Here is a 16,673-nt window from a genome sequence, read left to right on the forward strand (position 1 = left end):
TTGTGGTTCAGATCACCCTAAGCCCGACGAATGGCCGATGCCGACGTCCTACAAATCGATCACGTAACAAACAGAAACATGTCGTACGTCCGTTCCGCCCTCAAGATTTCCAGAGACAAGCCGTTGCCCTTATTCCTACGCTAAAAACTCAGGGAGAGAACATGGAAATCAAGGGAATGCCGTCACTGATCAACACAACGCCTATCACGCTCACCCCCGAGCAGATCGCGGCGGGTAAAGCAGGTGGCGAAAAAATAAAGGAGATGATCGACTCCGGCGCGATCGACATGAAAAACCCGACGGGCACGCAGCTGACCCCGGGCGTCATCTATCACCCGAGCAATCCGTCGCCCTCCCAGCCCTCCGAGCCGGGAACGCCCATGGTCGCCATTGACGTCTACGTTGGCCGCACCGAGCCCACCAAAGACTTTCCCGCCGCTCATGACCGCTTGATGGCAGCTCATGAATACCTCAAGACTACGTACATGCAGTTTCTGGACGATTTGAAAAACATCGATCCGACACTTGAGGAAAAAGACTTCGGCTTTACCGTCGACCCGCAAGGGCAACTCAAGGCCACATCCCCTACCGGCTCGGTCAGCGCCGAAGACCTCGCTCGTCTTACCGAGTACATGAATCAATCCGACGCCTTGAAAGACGCCGCCAACGAATATGCGAGCAGCTCTTTCGAGTATGTGAAGGAAGATCGGGAATACCTGGGCACCGGCGGTTTTATTCTGAACAAGGACAACTTCGAAAAAACCATCGACCTTGGCCAATTGTTTACATATCAAAAGTCGGGCAACACCAAAATGAGCAACTATTTTTTCCTTCAGGTCTCCACCAAGGGCGAACGCGCTACGCTCACCGCCTGATCAACCTGACGATGCCCGTGCGCTAACCGCCACGGGCCGCTTCATCTCAATTTGACCGCCGTCCCGGTCACAAACACCACCACCATCCCGCCCTTGCCGGCCGGCATGCTGATCTCGAAATCAAGCCCCACCACCGCATCGGCCTGCAACGCCCGCGCCCGCTCCTTGATCTCGTCCGTCGCCTGAATGCGTGCCTCCTTCAGCGCTCGCTCGAGCGTCTGCGAACGCCCACCAAAAAAATCCCGCATTCCTGCAAACATGTCGCGGATCACGTTAACGCCCTGCACCGACTCGGCGCTGACGATGTCCAGGTAGGCTGTGATTTGCCGGCCTTCGATGGTGTGGGTTGTGGTGGTGATCATGGGGTTCCCGTGTTTGTCCTGGCGCACGTTAGCGTCAGGTAACTGGATGAAAAAATAAAAAAGCCCAGCAAGTGGCTGGGCTTTGGAATTGAAGAGACGCTTATTTTCAGGCGCCTTTTTCCGCTGAGGCATTCGCCTTCTTGATCGTCTCAGCCTTCTCAAGAACAGCTCGTTGAGAAGCAATAGCTTTGCTGATCACGGCGTTGTAGACGTCCCGTTTGGTTTCCGCCGACGCCTTGGTGAAAAAGTCAGCCAAGGGACTGGATGCTCCGTCTTTAGCCGCGCTCATGATTATGTACTCCGGTTAATAGCTCTACGAGCTCGGATTGATCATAGGTCTGGGGAATGAGAGCGTCAATTCGCTCCGCACTGACATCCCCTCAAAAAACGAAGCCGTACCATCCGTGTTCTTGATGATCAGATCTACAAAAAATCGCTCGTCGTAACATTTTCGTAGCTCAATCACGTTTCTTCTGGCTGCGAGATATTGCAAGACAAATACCTCCAAAGGAATATTGCGCCCTTCGGTGATCTCGCGAGCCTGAACAAACTGCCAAGCGAGGCTTGGTTCCTGATAGACGTATATCACCTGAGCAATTCGTTGATTAGCTAACACTCTATTAATATTTCGCTTTGCCACATCAATGTTAGCCAGTGTTCCATCAAGCAGGAATGAAATCCGCTTTTCAAAAACTCGATCTAAAACCCTTTCAAGTATCCTTGTCACACCGCGTTGATAGAGATACGAGTTGCTACCGGCGTAACCTGGAATCAGACATCTAAAGTCATCAGGATCAATCCGCAGAATTTTCTTTGCCTCAACACTGACGGTCCCCTGCTCAAGTACATCCACCATAGCTTTTGAAATCTCGGTCTTGCCTGCTCCGGGTGACCCGGCCATAAAAACGGTTAGAGGGGATACTTCCGAAGGAAATACCTTCGTATCTGCAACCCCCCTAGCCAATCTGGCTCGATGTTCCTTAGCAAACTGGAGGGCCGCCTCTTCAATGGCTTTTTCTTCAGGTGTCATATCAGCTCTCTGTTCCACTTACGCCGTCACCATCACAAGCACAGGAAGCTATCAAGCGATAGAAAGTATCTCTTCGGAATGTCCCAGGATGTGAACCGAGTTTTTCTTCCATCGGGTCAGCTGCCGTTCACTCACCTGACCTTTACTGTCCCTGTAAGAAAAAGACAGTAGCCGCACTGTTCCTGCGCCTTCCATTGCAGACATACAAACTCCTTTTTCAGTAAAAGCTCCAAATTGATATGACGAGACGCAAATTAAACAAACTTGATCAAAACCGCCGTAACCGTCGCCACCGACCCTATGAGCCCTGTCGCAACCGCCACCGGATACCAAAAAGTCTCACGGGTCATCTTCCCCGCTTCAGCATTCAACTTGCGCTGCTCCGCCATCAGCTTGACGATTTCGACATGGACCTTTTCCAGCTCGGCCTGCTCCATGGTGAGTTCCTGCATAGGGAGCGTCTTTCCATCCATCCGGGTAGAGGGGCAATCCGTGTGCGCTGCCCGCTGATTCATTCTGTACCCGGTCGGTGCAAAACGAAAAGCCCCACCCACAGACTGCTAATTTAAGGTGCCAACCTCATCAAAGCCCCGCAGCACCTGGCGCTCCAGAACCACGTCCTACGCCACCTACGTTTTTCCTACACCAGTTTCAGAAGCGTCTTTAAGCGCCCTACCCAAAACCCGGACGCCAGAAACCACAAAACCCCTGATTTCTCTCGAAATCAGGGGTTCTGGTTACATCGAATTTGGCGGTGAAGGAGAGATTCGAACTCTCGATACAATTTCTTGTATACACACTTTCCAGGCGTGCTCCTTAAGCCACTCGGACACTTCACCGTATCTCTTCAAACATGTTCTGTCTGTCGAGGCGCGCTAATGTAGTCGAAAGCTTTTCCGATGGCAAATATTTTTTTCAGAATTTTCATGCGCTTAGCGATTCAGGCGCTGCGGCGGGTTCGGGGCCATGGCAAACCGGCCAATCTCCGGCGTCGTCCCCTCTTCTATATAGAGGGGAATGCACGGCTGGTGCGGCCGGCTACGCTTGCTGGACCGGTAAAGCATGACCGGCGGGTCAGTCACGGCGCTTTACCTGGCCTGCGGCGGTGGGTAACGTCTGCCTCAACTTTCATACAAGGAATAGCGTCATGAGTGAGTTGATTTCCTACCACCTCGAAGACGGTATCGCGACCCTGACGTTGAGCAATGGCAAGGTCAACGCCATTTCGCCGGATGTGATTGCGGCGTTTAATGCTGCGCTGGATCAGGCGGTGACTGATCGTGCGGTGGTGATTATTACTGGTCAACCGGGGATTCTGTCCGGCGGTTATGACTTGAAGGTGATGACGGCCGGTCCCAAGGAAGCAGTTGCGCTGGTGACAGCGGGTTCGACGCTGGCTCGCCGTCTGTTGTCGCACCCGTTCCCGGTGATCGTTGCGTGCCCTGGGCATGCCGTGGCCAAGGGTGCGTTCCTGTTGTTGTCGGCGGATTACCGCATCGGTGTCGACGGCCCGTTCAGCATTGGCCTGAATGAAGTGCAGATCGGCATGACCATGCACCACGCCGGGATCGAGCTGGCGCGGGATCGCCTGAGCAACTCGGCGTTGCATCGCTCGGTGATCAATGGCGAGATGTTCAACCCGCAAAGCGCAATCGCGGCCGGCTTCCTGGATGTGGTGGTGTCGGCCGAGGAGCTGCAAGGTGCAGCGCTGGCAGCGGCGCGTCAGTTGAAGAAGATCAACATGACCGCGCACAAGGCCACCAAACTGAAGGTGCGCAAGGCGCTGCTGGAGACGCTGGACAACGCGATCATCCAGGATCAGGAACACTTGGGTTAAAGCCCACGCCTGCTGCAACAAAAGCCCGACCGTCGTGTCGGGCTTTTTCGTACGTGCACTGTTGAAAATCCTGCAACCGCTCTAGGCCGCGTCTGACCTACAAGTCGGAAACATGCGCTTAAACATCGCCTATCTCCCTCCTCTATAGCGGCAATTGCCGAAAACAGTGCACATCCGTACACTGCGCCACCTTTTGTCCCGGTGGGGCCTGTAAATGCTCTTTGTGTTTCGTATGTTATTGATGGGCCTGCACTTTATTCTGGCCGGTGTGCTGGGGGTGATCCTGGGTCTGTGCCGGCCATTCAACCCGGACAATAGCCGTTTGTGCGCCCGCCTGTATGCCTGGCCGGCGATGTGTATTTTGCGTTTGCGGGTGAAGACCGAGGTCGGTCCGTTGATGGACAAACCCGAGAGCTGCGTGATCATTGCCAACCATCAGTCCAACTACGATCTGTTTGTGTTCGGCAACGTGGTGCCCCGCCGCACCGTGTGTATCGGCAAGAAGAGCCTGAAGTGGGTGCCGCTGTTCGGCCAGTTGTTCTGGCTGGCCGGCAATGTATTGATCGACCGGGGCAACGCGCACAAGGCGCGCCAGTCGATGCTCACCACCACCCACACCTTGCAGCATGAAGACACGTCGATCTGGGTATTCCCGGAAGGCACGCGCAACCTCGGCGAAGACCTGCTGCCGTTCAAGAAAGGCGCGTTCCAGATGGCCATCGCTGCCGGTGTGCCGATCGTCCCGGTGTGTGTCAGCAGTTACGTCAAACACATGCGATTGAACCGCTGGCGCAGTGGGAAAATTCTGATTCGTTCGCTGCCGGCAATTCCTACCGCCGGGTTGAGCATGGACGACATGCCCCTGCTGATCGCCCAGTGCCGCGAGCAGATGCGCGAGTGCATCGCCTCGATGGATCGGCAACTGCAAGCCGCTTGAAAACCCTGTAGCAGCTGCCGAGTCTGCGAGGCTGCGTTCGGCTGCGAAGCAGTCGTCAAACCTGAGCATTCGGTCTTCCTGTAACACCGCGCTGGCTGATATTACGACTGCTTCGCAGCCGAACGCAGCCTCGCAGGCTCGGCAGCTGCTACGGGGCCTGACACAATTGCGCGCTGTCGGTGAACTCTGCAGATTTCACTGAATCTCTACAAGCAGAAGGCTAAGCTGGTCACTGCCTTGCCACTGCCAATAAGAAGCGAACCACCATCATGGGTAGAGTTGTTGCTGCTGCGGTTTATAGCGCCGGTAAAAAAATCACCAATATCACCCTCGATGAAGGCGCGGCCTGGGCGGCCAAGACCGGCCACTTTGTGTGGATCGGCCTCGAAGAGCCCAACGCCCAGGAGCTGACCAACCTGCAACGCCAGTTCAACCTGCACGAACTGGCCATCGAAGACGCCTTGGAAAAACACAGCCGACCGAAGCTGGAAACCTTCGGCGATGCGTTGTTTATCGTCACGTACTCGCCAATCCGCCACGAAGGCAAACTGGAGTTCATCGAGACTCACATTTTTGCCGGCAAGGGCTACATCATCACCGCGCGCAACGGTCACTCGGCGTCCTACGCCCATGTTCGCCAACGCTGTGAGGCACGTCCGTTGTTATTGGAGCACGGGGAAGATTTCGTACTCTATGCCATCCTCGATTTCGTGATCGAAAACTACCAGCCAGTGGGCGAAGCGATCCACGCCGAGATCGATGAGCTGGAACGCAACGTGCTGTGCAGCGCGTTGAATGAACGCGACATTCAGAACCTCCACAGCCTGCGCCGAGACGTGCTGCGCTTGCGTCGCTACGCCGCGCCGATGGTAGAGATCGGTGAAGAACTGCAAAAGCTGAGTTTCCCGTTTATCGACAAGAACATGCGCCCGTACTTCCGTGATGTGCAGATCCACGTGACGCGGCAGATGGAAGACCTGACGACCCTGGCGGACATTGCCAGCCAAACGATTGAGGTCGGGGTGTTGCTGGAGGCGTCACGCCAAAGCGTAGTGCAGCGCAAGTTTGCTGCGTGGGCGGCGATTCTGGCGTTCCCGACGGCGGTGGCCGGGATTTACGGGATGAATTTCCAGAACATGCCGGAGTTGAGTTGGCACTACGGGTATTTCGCGGTGTTGGGGTTTATAGCGGTGGGGTGTGTGGGGTTGTGGGCGAGTTTCAAGCGGTCTGGGTGGTTGTAGAAAATCATTGTGGCGAGGGGGCTTGCCCCCGTTGGGTTGCGTAGCGGCCCCCGACATTTTCGGCGGACCACATCGACGACTGCTGCGCAGCCGAACGGGGGCAAGCCCCCTCGCCACAGGTTTGTGTCAGACCGCCGCTGGCTTATGCGCCACAAACCGCATCATCCACTCCGCAACGGTAGCGCCGTGGTGCTCATGCTCAAGGCTCGCCACGCCTTTGGTATAAATCTGTTCGCCCAACGCTTCCTGACGAATGTCCAGCAGCGCCCGTGAGTAGTCGTGAATAAATTCCGGGTGCCCCTGGAAGCACAGCACCTGGTCGTTGATGTGGTAAGCGGCGAACGGGCAGAAATCGCTCGAGGCGATCACCGTGGCGTTTTCCGGCAGTGCGGTCACCTGATCCTGGTGACTGATCAACAACGTCAGCTCTTCCCGCACCGGGCTCATCCACGGCGCCTTGGCGGCGAGTTTGTAGTTGTGGATGCCCACGCCCCAGCCCTGGGTCGCCCGCTCGCTCTTGCCGCCCAGCAGCAGCGCCAGCAGTTGGTGACCGAAGCAGACGCCCAGCAGTTTGTCGCCGCGTTCGTAGCGGTTCAGCAGGTAGGCTCTGAGGGTTTCGATCCAAGGGTCGGTGCCGAAGGAATCGGCCTTGCTGCCGGTGATCAGGTACGCGTCGAACGTCAGCTCATCGCTGGGATATTCGCCCTGCATCACGTTGTAGACGGTGAACTCGGCAGCGATGGGTTGCTGCGAAAACAGACGCTGGAACATCTGCCCGTAACCCTGATATTGATCGACCAGTTCCGGACGCAGGATGTCGGTTTCCAGAATGCAGATGCGTAACGACATAAAAAATACCTGACACGTGATGGGAATAATGCACACCCCAGAGCCTGCCTTGAAACACGGTGGCAAGGCAAGCCCCGAAATGCGTCATCGGTCCCTTAGAACGCCTGCCCTTTTGCGGCTTTTTCCAGCAGCAGCGCGGGCGGCATGAACCGTTCGCCATACTGCTCGGCCAGGTACTGGGCGCGGGCGACGAAGTCTTTCACGCCATATTGGTTGATGAATTGCAGCGCGCCGCCGGTCCATGCCGCGAAGCCGATGCCGAAGATCGAGCCGACGTTCGCGTCCGCCGTCGAAGTCAGCACGCCCTCCTCCACGCAGCGCACGGTTTCGATGGCTTGCACGAACAACAGGCGATCACGCACGTCCTTCGGCGAAATCTGCCCGTCAGCCTTTTCGAAACGGGTTTTCAGCTCTGGCCATAGATGTTTCTGCCCTCCGGCCGGGTAATCGTAGAAACCACCGCCAGCAGCCTTGCCCGGACGTTTGTATTCGTTGAGCAGCAAGTCAATCACGGCGAACGCCGGGTGTTCTATCAGCGGTTTCCCTTCTGCTTGCAGGTCTTTGGCCGTTTGTTGACGGATATGGCTCATCAGGCTGAGGGAAACTTCGTCGGAGATCGCCAGAGGCCCGACAGGCATGCCAGCCTTGCGCGCTTCGGTCTCAATCATCGGCGCGCTCACGCCTTCGCCGAGCATGGCGATGCCTTCATTGGTGAAGGTGCCGAACACTCGCGAGGTAAAGAAGCCGCGACTGTCGTTGACCACAATCGGGGTTTTCTTGATTTGCAGGACGAAATCGAAACCACGGGCCAGGGTTTCGTCGCTGGTGTTCGTGCCCTTGATGATTTCCACCAACGGCATTTTCTCCACTGGACTGAAGAAATGCAGGCCGATGAACTTGCTCTGGTCCGGCACGGCAGTCGCCAGGCCGCTAATTGGCAGGGTTGAAGTGTTGGAAGCAATCACCGCGTCCGCGCCGACGACTTTCTGTGCCGCCGCCGAGACTTTGGCTTTCAGATCGCGATCTTCGAACACCGCTTCAATGATCAGGTCGCAGCCGGCCAGGTCCGCATCGTTTTCGGTGGTGTGAATCCGCGCCAGCACCGCATCGCGTTGCTCGGGGCTCAATTGGCCACGGGAGACTTTCTTGTCCAGCAGCGTCGCCGAATGCGCCTTGCCCTTCTGCGCCGCAGCAAGATTGATGTCCTTGAGCACGACGTCGATGCCCGCCGAGGCACTGACAAAGGCAATCCCGGCGCCCATCATTCCTGCGCCCAACACACCTACTCGGCGCGTCACATAAGGCGCAAATCCCTGCGGCCGCGAACCGCCGGCATTGATTTCGTTGAGCTGGAACCAGAAGGTGCCGATCAGGTTCTTCGACACCTGGCCGGTGGTCAATTCAGTGAAGTAACGAGTTTCGATCAGGTGCGCGGTGTCGAAATCCACTTGGGCGCCTTCCACCGCCGCGCAGAGGATTTTCTCCGGCGCCGGCAGCGTGCCCTGGGTTTTAGTGCGCAGGATCGATGGCGCGATAGCCAACATCTGCGCGACTTTCGGGCTCGACGGCGTGCCGCCCGGGATCTGATAACCCTTCACGTCCCAACGCTGCACAGCCGCAGGATTGGCGAGAATCCACGCCCGCGACTTCGCCAACAGTTCATCGTGATCCGCTGCCAGCTCATCGATCAAACCGGCCTGCAACGCCTGCTGCGGCCGGACTTTTTTACCTTCGAGCAAATACGGCAGGGCTTTCTCAATCCCCAACATGCGCACCATGCGCACCACTCCACCGCCGCCCGGCAACAAGCCGAGGGTCACTTCCGGCAGGCCGAGTTGCACCGACGAATTATCCAGCGCCACGCGGTGATGGCAGGCGAGGCAGATTTCCCACCCGCCGCCCAATGCCGCGCCGTTGATTGCGGCGACAACCGGTTTGCCGAGGGTTTCCAGAGTGCGCAGTTGCCCCTTCAACGTCAGCACCATGTCGTAGAAGGCTTTGGCTTCAGGCTTGCCGACCTTGATCAGCTCATTGAGATCGCCGCCGGCGAAGAAGGTTTTCTTGGCCGAGGTGATGATGACCCCGGCGATGCTGTCCTTTTCCGCGACCAATTGAGTGACGCGGGCGGCCATGGCCACGCGGTACACCGCGTTCATGGTGTTGGCGCTCTGGCCCGGCATGTCGATGGTCAGGACGACGATCTGGTCCTGGCCCTTTTCGTAACGAATGGCTTCAGTCATTTCACAGTTCCTTGAAATCGGGGCTCAGAGGCGTTCGATGATGGTGGCAATGCCCATGCCGCCGCCGACACACAGGGTCGCGAGGCCATAGCGCAGGCGCCGGGTTTCCAGTTCATCGAGCAAGGTGCCGAGGATCGCGCAACCGGTGGCGCCCAGCGGGTGGCCCATGGCGATCGAGCCGCCGTTGACGTTGACCTTGTCCGGGTCGATGGCCATGTCCTTGATGAATTTCAACACCACCGAGGCGAACGCTTCGTTGACTTCGAACAGATCGATGTCTTCAACCCGCAACCCGGCCTTGGCCAATGCCTTGCGGGTAGCCGGCGCGGGGCCGGTGAGCATGATGGTCGGGTCGGTGCTGGTGACCGCCGTCGCCACGATTCGCGCCCGCGGCTGCAAACCCAGCGCCCGGCCCTTGGCTTCGGAGCCGATCAGCATCAGTGCCGCGCCATCGACGATCCCGGAACTGTTGCCCGGCGTGTGTACGTGATTGATCCGCTCGATGTGGCTGTAGACCCGCAACGCCGTGGCGTCGAAACCCATTTGCCCCATCATTTCAAAACTCGGCTTGAGCTTGCCCAAGCCCTCCAGGGTCGATTCGGCGCGGATGAATTCATCATGATCGAGCAGGATGATGCCGTTCTGGTCCTGCACCGGCACCAGGGATTTGCTGAACGAACCGTCCGCCCGAGCCCGCGCAGCTTTTTGCTGGGAGTGCAGTGCGTAGGCATCGACGTCCTGGCGGCTGAAGCCTTCAATCGTGGCGATCAGGTCAGCGCCAACGCCTTGGGGCGTGAAGTGGCTGTGCAGGTTGGTTTCCGGGTCCAGCGCCCAGGCGCCGCCGTCGCTGCCCATGGGTACGCGAGACATGGACTCGACCCCGCCCACAACAACGAGGTCTTCGAAACCGGAACGGACTTTCATCGCGCCAAGGTTTACCGCCTCCAGCCCCGAGGCGCAGAAGCGGTTGATCTGCAGACCCGCCACGCTGACATCCCAATCGGCGACCTGCGCCGCCGTCTTGGCGATGTCGGAGCCCTGATCGCCGATGGGCGTGACACAGCCGAGCACCACGTCATCGACCTGGCTGGTATCCAGCGACGTGCGCTGCTGCAACGCCGTCAGCAACCCGGCCACCAGGTTCACCGGTTTGACGCTGTGCAGCGCGCCATCGGCCTTGCCTTTGCCGCGTGGCGTGCGCAGCGCGTCGAAAATCAGAGCTTCGGTCATGTGGTCCTCGAACCTGTGCGGGGAATAAAAGCTGAGTTCTCACCTTAAGCCCAGCAGCGCCGGATTCAATGACCGCAATGCTCACGGACGTTGACGGTCACGCTCAGACGGACGGTAGTCAGCTATCGGATTAACCGATTCAGGTGACGAAGCTGTCTAGCAAACGGGCGCCCAAGAAGCTGGCAATAGGCCTCATGCCTTTTTAAGAGCTTTTAACGTCAGGACCATACTAAATGGATCTAAACCAAGTGTGACGCGGGCTCTAAGGTGAAGATGTACGAAGTTGTCGTCGGGTTTTGCCGAGGCACTCGTCCTACAGGAAGTGCAGCGCTTTGCCGTCATGGAGATATGCAGGCAGGCATCAGGAAATAACAAAAAAAGGCGGTCAGCCATGTTCAAACATTCGAAAGTACGTCAAGCCGGACTCATCCTATTCGCCACTACGCTGTTGTTGATTTTGCCGAACCTGACCAAGGTGATCGGCTAGTCGCTGGTAAAAAAATAGCGTCAGGATTTGCTATCGCCTCATAAAAATGTGACTGGCTCGCTACCCGGGCCAGCGTGGCTGTGCCAACCTTCACGGCACTTCCACGACATGGACGGCGATCACTTGAAAGCACTTTTTCTATTGGGGGCCATGCTGGTCGGCTCGCCCCTGTATGCCGCACAGCTGAACCTGGAGCTGGGCGCGAGCAGTCGCACCTGGCAGACCGAGGAGTTGCTCAAGCATCCTCAGGCCCAAACCATCAGCATCAGCAACGACGTTTCCTACAAGCGCGACATGAGTTATCGCGCCGTGCCGTTGGCCGCGTTGTTGACCGGCATCAAGCCTGACGACCACTTGCAAGCCGTGGCGCTGGACGGTTTTGCCGCTGAACTGGCGGCGGCGCCGTTGCTCAATACGAAAGGCGCGCAGGCCTGGCTGGCGATTGAAGACCCGGCCAAGCCGTGGCCGCCACTGTCTGAAGGCAAGCACAGTGCCGGGCCGTTTTATCTGGTCTGGACCAATCCGCAGGCCGGCAATATCAGCCCGGAACAATGGCCATTCGAAGTCGCCAGCATCAAGCGCATGGCGCCAGTGGCCCAACGCTTTCCTGCCCTGCTACCTGATCCTGCGTTGAAGGCGGACGATCCGGTGAATCAAGGCTTTGCCTTGTTCCAGAAGAATTGCCTGGCCTGCCATCGACTCAACGGCGCGGGCGATGCGCAGTTCGGGCCGGATTTGAATATCCCGTTCAACCCCACCGAGTACTTCGGCGCGGATTTCCTCAAGCGCTACATTCGTGATCCACAGAGTTTGAGGCAGTGGCCGCAAGCGAAGATGCCGGCGTTTTCCGAGCAGGTGTTGCCGGCGGGGGATCTGGATTTGTTGGTGGGGTATTTGAAGCATATGGCGGGGCGTAAGGTTAAGCCTTAGCTTTGCGCTGGCCGGGCTGGCCTCTTCGCGGGCAAGCCTCGCTCCTACAGGGGATTTGTGCGGTTCACAGATCCCCTGTAAGAGCGAAGCTTGCTCGCGAAGCGGTATCCCCGATTACTGCTGCTGGACGGAGATTACCGGCGCAAAAACCGGCGTCGGCGACACGAACACCTTCGCATGCATCTGCTCGCACCCACCGCCCCGGCGCATCCCGCGCACCGGGCAGGCATCCAGGTAATCCAGGCCCACCGCCAGCTTCAGATGGCGCTCCGGTCGGGCCAATTGGTTAGTCACGTCGAAGCTGTACCACGCGTCATCCAGCCAGGCTTCGGCCCAGGCGTGACTGGCCAGGTGTTCGCTGTTCTCGCTGTACAAATACCCCGACACATAACGCGCTGGAATCCCCAGGCTGCGGGCGCAGGCGAGAAACGCATGGGTGTGATCCTGGCAGACACCGGAACGCCCGGCGAAGGCCTGGGCAGCGCTGGTATCCACTTCGGTGGAGCCCGGCGTGTAGGTCATGTGCTGGTTCAGGCCCTGCATCAAGTCGATCAGCGCGGTGCGATCCCGACGCTTCTTGCATTCCTTTTCCGCGAACGCCCGCAAGGCTTCGTCGGCTTCGGTCAATCGGGTGAAACGCAGGAACGGCAGCGCCGATTGGCTCTCATGTTCGGCTTCGCGCAGTTCATCGATATCGACCTGGCCGCGAGCGCCAATAATGATCGCCTCGTGAGGCTCGTCCATGGTCAGCACGTGCAGGATGTTGCCGAACGGATCGAGCTGCGCGCGCACCGGGCGCGGCAGGTCGAGTTGCCAGCTGAGTACGTGCTGGCGCTCGCTGTCGTGGGGTGTCAGCCGCAGGTACTGGATGCTCGCCCGCACCTGATCTTCGTAGTGATAGGTGGTCTCGTGGCTAATGGAAAGTCTCATGCAGCCTCCAGGTAGGAACTGTGAATGGCGTTGCCCAACTGGCGCACCAGCGGGATGAACTCGGTCAGCCAGGCGTGCAGGCCTTCGTCGAGAATTTCGGAGATGCCGGTGTAGCGCAGGCGCGAATCCATCTCTGCCGCCAACCGTTGCGCAGGACGGCCGTTGGCCCCCGGTAATTGCGCGAGGATCTGGTCGATTTCTTCGGTGCAAGCCCTCAGCGAGCGCGGAACATCAGCCCGCAGCAGCAACAATTCGGCCACCTGCCGGGCGCCAGGTGCATCGCGGTAGATCTCGGTGTAGGCCTCGAACGAGGACAACGCCCGCAGCAACGCACTCCACTGGTAGTAGGCGTGCGCCGTGCCATCGCTGACCGCTTCGGCCTGATCGCCGGCCATTTCGTAACGCGCGTCGAGCAGGCGCAACGTGTTGTCGGCCCGTTCGATAAACGTGCCCAGACGAATAAAACGAAACGCATCGTTACGCATGATCGTGCCGTAGGACGCGCCGCGAAACAGGTGCGAACGTTCCTTGATCCACTCGCAGAAACGGCTCATGCCGTAACGACTCAGGCCCTGCTCCGCGATCCCGCGAATTTCCAGCCAGGTGGCGTTGATGTTTTCCCACATGTCGGCGGTGATTCGCCCACGCACCGCATGGGCACTGGCCCGCGCCGAACCGAGGCAGCTATAGATGCTCGCCGGGTTGGCCGCGTCCAGGGCGAAGAAATGCAACAGCCGTTCGGCATGCAACTCGCCGTGGCGCTCCAGGTAATCGTCCAGCGTGCCGGTGATCAGCAGCGGCATGGCGAGTTCGTGCAGACCGTCACCACGGCCGTCCTGCGGCATCAGCGACAGCGAATAACTGATGTCGAGCATCCGTGCGAGGTTTTCCGCCCGCTCCAGGTAACGCGACATCCAATACAAATCCGAGGCAGTTCTACTTAGCATGGCAAGCTTCCTTCAATCCTCGACCACCCAAGTGTCCTTGGTTCCGCCGCCCTGGGAGGAATTCACCACCAGGGAGCCTTCACGCAGGGCAACACGGGTCAAACCGCCGGGTACGACCCGGGTTTCGCGGCCAGACAATACAAACGGACGCAGGTCGATGTGGCGTGGCGCGATGCCGTTTTCGACAAAGGTCGGACAGGTCGACAGGGACAACGTCGGTTGCGCGATGTACGCGTGGGGCTTGGCTTTGATCCGTGCGCGGAACGACTCGATTTCCGCCGCCGTTGCCGCCGGCCCCACCAGCATTCCGTAACCGCCGGAGCCTTGGGTTTCCTTGACCACCAGGTCGGGAAGATTGGCCAGGACGTGGGACAGTTCCGAAGGGTTGCGGCACTGGAACGTCGGCACGTTCTTCAGGATCGGTTCTTCATCCAGGTAGAAACGGATCATGTCGGTCACGAACGGATACACCGACTTGTCATCCGCGACCCCGGTGCCGATGGCATTCGCCAGCACCACGTTGCCGGAGCGATAGGACGACAGCAGCCCTGGCACGCCGAGCATCGAGTCCGGGTTGAACGCCAGCGGATCAAGGAACGCATCGTCGAGGCGACGATAAATCACGTCGACGGCTTTCGGTCCGTCCGTGGTGCGCATGAACACCTTGTCGTCGCGCACGAACAGGTCCGCGCCTTCCACCAGTTCCACACCCATTTCCCGCGCCAGAAAGGCATGCTCGAAGAACGCGCTGTTGAAGCGCCCAGGAGTCAGCACTACCACGCTCGGATTATCGATCGGGCTGGAGCTTTTCAGGGTGTCGAGCAACAGGTTCGGGTAGTGGTCGATGGGAGCAATGCGCTGCGCCGCGAACAACTCGGGGAACAGGCGCATCATCATCTTGCGGTCTTCGAGCATGTAGCTCACGCCGCTCGGTGTACGCAGGTTGTCTTCGAGCACGTAGTACGTGCCGTCGCCATCGCGCACCAGATCGACGCCGGAGATGTGGGAATAGATATCCCGGTGCAAATCCAGGCCTTGCATCGCCAACTGGTATTGCTCGTTGGCCAGCACTTGCTCGGCCGGGATGATGCCGGCCTTGATGATGCGCTGCTCGTGATAGAGGTCGGCGAGGAACATGTTCAACGCCTTGACCCGCTGGATGCAGCCGCGCTCGACGATCCGCCATTCGCTGGCGGGGATACTGCGAGGAATGGTGTCGAAGGGAATCAGGCGCTCTGTCCCCTGCTCATCACCGTAGAGCGTGAAGGTTATGCCGGCACGATGAAACAACAGATCGGCCTCGCGTCGCCGTTGTGCCAGAAGCTCGTCAGGCGTCTCGGCCAGCCAACGGGCAAACTCCCGATAATGCGGGCGGACCAGGCCGCCGGCATCGTACATCTCATCAAAATAGGTGCGGATCATGCCGTACTCCTTGTCACCCGGACATCTAGGCTTCGCAAGGCCCGTGCCATCGGCATAAACGCTTTAATTTCAATCAGTTGGATAATCGCCCCAAAAGCGCCGCACCAATCCTGTGCGGCAAACGCCCCAACCTGATCGCCCCCGCTTCATTGCGAAGCAATGTTGTCGCCTATCACCAGCATAGTCAGAGTTGATTTCACTGCCCGGGAGTTGCTGCGGATAATCGGCGCATTCGTTTCAAAACCTCTCCAACTTCCCTTTGGCCGCCTGTTTAGGCGGCTTTTTTTTGGGTTTTTGAAATGTTGTGAATCAAAAGCGAAGATCAAAAGATCGCAGCCTCGTTGCACTCGACAGCTCCTACAGGGAATGGGTAAACCGCACAAACAAAAACGGCCAACCCGAAGGTCAGCCGTTGCTGGATGTTGTCGCTGTTCATAGTGTTATGCGAGTAGCCCTCGTACCTCTTGCTTGACGCCCCATCCTTCGATGATCCCGCCCAGAGGTTCAACCACGGCCTCGAAGTCCTGCTCAAAGTCGCCGATGCCATCGTAGGTGGCGTACATCACTTTGCTCAGTTCCAGATGCCACGCGCCGTCGTCGCGCACGCTGATCTGGGCATTCAAGGATTCACCACAAAAATGACCTGCCGCCCTGCGTGCCCGCTCCTCGTCCGGGAAAATCGCGTAGAACTCGATGGGATGGAATCTTGAAAAGTCGAACCCGCCTTCCTTCATGCGGCGCAGTACGCTGGTACTGATGTCTTCTTGATAGGCTGTGCTCATGAATCGTCCTCCTAAAACCATATGGATAGACTTTCCGTACTCCCGACGCCCGCAACCGATTGGTGGAGACGATACGGCAACCAGGTTGCCGTCGGGGTTTAAGCATGTAGCTGACAAGACCAGACCTTAGCGATCCGTTCGCTGATCTCGCTTGCAGAGTAGCCCCAAGTCGGAGCCGCTGCCAAGGTCTGGATGTGAATGAGACAGGTGAGGTTCAGACAGGAGTAATGCCGAGGATTTGAATGCTGTTCTGGGTCTTGAGACTTTTTACGCTGGCGTCGTCGGTTCGCCCTTCCAGATCGTTCAGATCCAGTTCGGCAGCGACGGGCAGGAGCCGGGCCTTGATGAGTTTGGCCGCGTGCTCGTTATCCGGGCACTCGTCGCACTCAAAGACTTCATCGAGCGTTTCGCCGTGATCATCCACGAAAGTGATCTTCCACTTTTGCATCAGTGCCTCCTCGATCAAACCCGCAAATGGGCTTACAACCATCTGGACTTTTGGCCTGACTGATCGTTCAAACGAATTACCTGATACACCCTCTAAAAAACACCACAACCCATTGTGGGAGCGGGC

18 protein-coding genes and 1 tRNA gene are annotated in these 16,673 nt (G+C 58.1%); 5 read left to right on the forward strand and 14 right to left on the reverse strand.

What is annotated here, in order from left to right; all coding sequences use genetic code 11:
* Positions 1-161 precede the first annotated feature (161 nt).
* Complete coding sequence (locus tag NK667_RS18140; RefSeq protein WP_063869683.1) at positions 162-875, forward strand: hypothetical protein; 714 nt, start codon at positions 162-164, stop codon at positions 873-875.
* A gap of 41 nt (positions 876-916) precedes the next feature.
* Here NK667_RS18140 and NK667_RS18145 read toward each other — a convergent pair whose 3' ends face one another.
* From NK667_RS18145 to NK667_RS18170, 6 genes are all read right to left on the reverse strand, one after another.
* Positions 917-1,237 carry a YbjQ family protein gene (locus tag NK667_RS18145; RefSeq protein ID WP_054054102.1) on the reverse strand — a complete coding sequence of 107 codons (321 nt, stop codon included), beginning with the start codon at positions 1,235-1,237 and terminating at the stop codon, positions 917-919.
* A 106-nt stretch (positions 1,238-1,343) separates the two neighbouring features.
* Entirely contained in the window at positions 1,344-1,526 is a 183-nt protein-coding gene (locus NK667_RS18150; protein WP_054053949.1) for a hypothetical protein, read from the reverse strand.
* 24 nt (positions 1,527-1,550) lie between these two features.
* Entirely contained in the window at positions 1,551-2,267 is a 717-nt protein-coding gene (locus NK667_RS18155) for a zeta toxin family protein (RefSeq protein WP_236708608.1), read from the reverse strand.
* 51 nt (positions 2,268-2,318) lie between these two features.
* Positions 2,319-2,471, reverse strand: coding sequence for a hypothetical protein (locus NK667_RS18160; RefSeq protein ID WP_156339494.1), 153 nt, complete (start codon positions 2,469-2,471; stop codon positions 2,319-2,321).
* Positions 2,472-2,521: 50 nt separating this feature from the next.
* A complete protein-coding gene (locus NK667_RS18165; RefSeq protein ID WP_082356773.1) occupies positions 2,522-2,704 on the reverse strand; it encodes a hypothetical protein in 183 nt (60 codons plus the stop codon).
* Positions 2,705-3,016: 312 nt separating this feature from the next.
* A tRNA-Ser gene (locus tag NK667_RS18170) sits at positions 3,017-3,106 on the reverse strand.
* Between the two features lie 308 nt (positions 3,107-3,414).
* Between NK667_RS18170 and NK667_RS18175 the strand changes: the two genes are divergently transcribed.
* The 3 genes from NK667_RS18175 (at position 3,415) to NK667_RS18185 (ending at position 6,282) form a co-directional block, all read left to right on the forward strand.
* Complete coding sequence (locus tag NK667_RS18175) at positions 3,415-4,104, forward strand: crotonase/enoyl-CoA hydratase family protein (RefSeq protein ID WP_054053945.1); 690 nt, start codon at positions 3,415-3,417, stop codon at positions 4,102-4,104.
* A 214-nt stretch (positions 4,105-4,318) separates the two neighbouring features.
* On the forward strand, positions 4,319-5,041 hold the full coding sequence (locus NK667_RS18180; RefSeq protein WP_054615662.1) for a 1-acylglycerol-3-phosphate O-acyltransferase: 723 nt from the start codon (positions 4,319-4,321) through the stop codon (positions 5,039-5,041).
* A 269-nt stretch (positions 5,042-5,310) separates the two neighbouring features.
* Positions 5,311-6,282 (forward strand): magnesium and cobalt transport protein CorA, encoded by a 972-nt coding sequence (locus NK667_RS18185; protein WP_054048547.1) that lies wholly within the window; start codon positions 5,311-5,313, stop codon positions 6,280-6,282.
* Between the two features lie 126 nt (positions 6,283-6,408).
* Here NK667_RS18185 and NK667_RS18190 read toward each other — a convergent pair whose 3' ends face one another.
* The 3 genes from NK667_RS18190 to NK667_RS18200 form a co-directional block, all read right to left on the reverse strand.
* Complete coding sequence (locus NK667_RS18190) at positions 6,409-7,131, reverse strand: amidotransferase (protein ID WP_054048550.1); 723 nt, start codon at positions 7,129-7,131, stop codon at positions 6,409-6,411.
* Between the two features lie 95 nt (positions 7,132-7,226).
* Positions 7,227-9,371 carry a 3-hydroxyacyl-CoA dehydrogenase NAD-binding domain-containing protein gene (locus NK667_RS18195; protein ID WP_054615663.1) on the reverse strand — a complete coding sequence of 715 codons (2,145 nt, stop codon included), beginning with the start codon at positions 9,369-9,371 and terminating at the stop codon, positions 7,227-7,229.
* A 24-nt stretch (positions 9,372-9,395) separates the two neighbouring features.
* Positions 9,396-10,601 carry an acetyl-CoA C-acetyltransferase gene (locus NK667_RS18200; RefSeq protein WP_054615664.1) on the reverse strand — a complete coding sequence of 402 codons (1,206 nt, stop codon included), beginning with the start codon at positions 10,599-10,601 and terminating at the stop codon, positions 9,396-9,398.
* Positions 10,602-11,196: 595 nt separating this feature from the next.
* Between NK667_RS18200 and NK667_RS18205 the strand changes: the two genes are divergently transcribed.
* Positions 11,197-12,018, forward strand: a complete 822-nt coding sequence (locus tag NK667_RS18205; RefSeq protein ID WP_054048555.1) for a c-type cytochrome — start codon at positions 11,197-11,199, stop codon at positions 12,016-12,018.
* Positions 12,019-12,132: 114 nt separating this feature from the next.
* Here the strand turns inward: NK667_RS18205 and NK667_RS18210 are convergent, their stop codons facing one another.
* From NK667_RS18210 to NK667_RS18230, 5 genes are all read right to left on the reverse strand, one after another.
* On the reverse strand, positions 12,133-12,948 hold the full coding sequence (locus NK667_RS18210; protein WP_054048557.1) for a transglutaminase family protein: 816 nt from the start codon (positions 12,946-12,948) through the stop codon (positions 12,133-12,135).
* Positions 12,945-13,895, reverse strand: a complete 951-nt coding sequence (locus tag NK667_RS18215) for an alpha-E domain-containing protein (RefSeq protein WP_054048559.1) — start codon at positions 13,893-13,895, stop codon at positions 12,945-12,947. Before NK667_RS18215 ends, NK667_RS18210 begins: the two co-directional genes overlap by 4 nt.
* A gap of 12 nt (positions 13,896-13,907) precedes the next feature.
* Complete coding sequence (locus tag NK667_RS18220) at positions 13,908-15,317, reverse strand: circularly permuted type 2 ATP-grasp protein (RefSeq protein WP_054048561.1); 1,410 nt, start codon at positions 15,315-15,317, stop codon at positions 13,908-13,910.
* Positions 15,318-15,757: 440 nt separating this feature from the next.
* Complete coding sequence (locus NK667_RS18225) at positions 15,758-16,099, reverse strand: ribonuclease E inhibitor RraB (RefSeq protein WP_054048564.1); 342 nt, start codon at positions 16,097-16,099, stop codon at positions 15,758-15,760.
* 214 nt (positions 16,100-16,313) lie between these two features.
* A complete protein-coding gene (locus NK667_RS18230; protein ID WP_054048566.1) occupies positions 16,314-16,547 on the reverse strand; it encodes a hypothetical protein in 234 nt (77 codons plus the stop codon).
* Between the last annotated feature and the right edge of the window lie 126 nt (positions 16,548-16,673).

Source organism: Pseudomonas nunensis (assembly GCF_024296925.1).
Classification (GTDB): domain Bacteria; phylum Pseudomonadota; class Gammaproteobacteria; order Pseudomonadales; family Pseudomonadaceae; genus Aquipseudomonas; species Aquipseudomonas nunensis.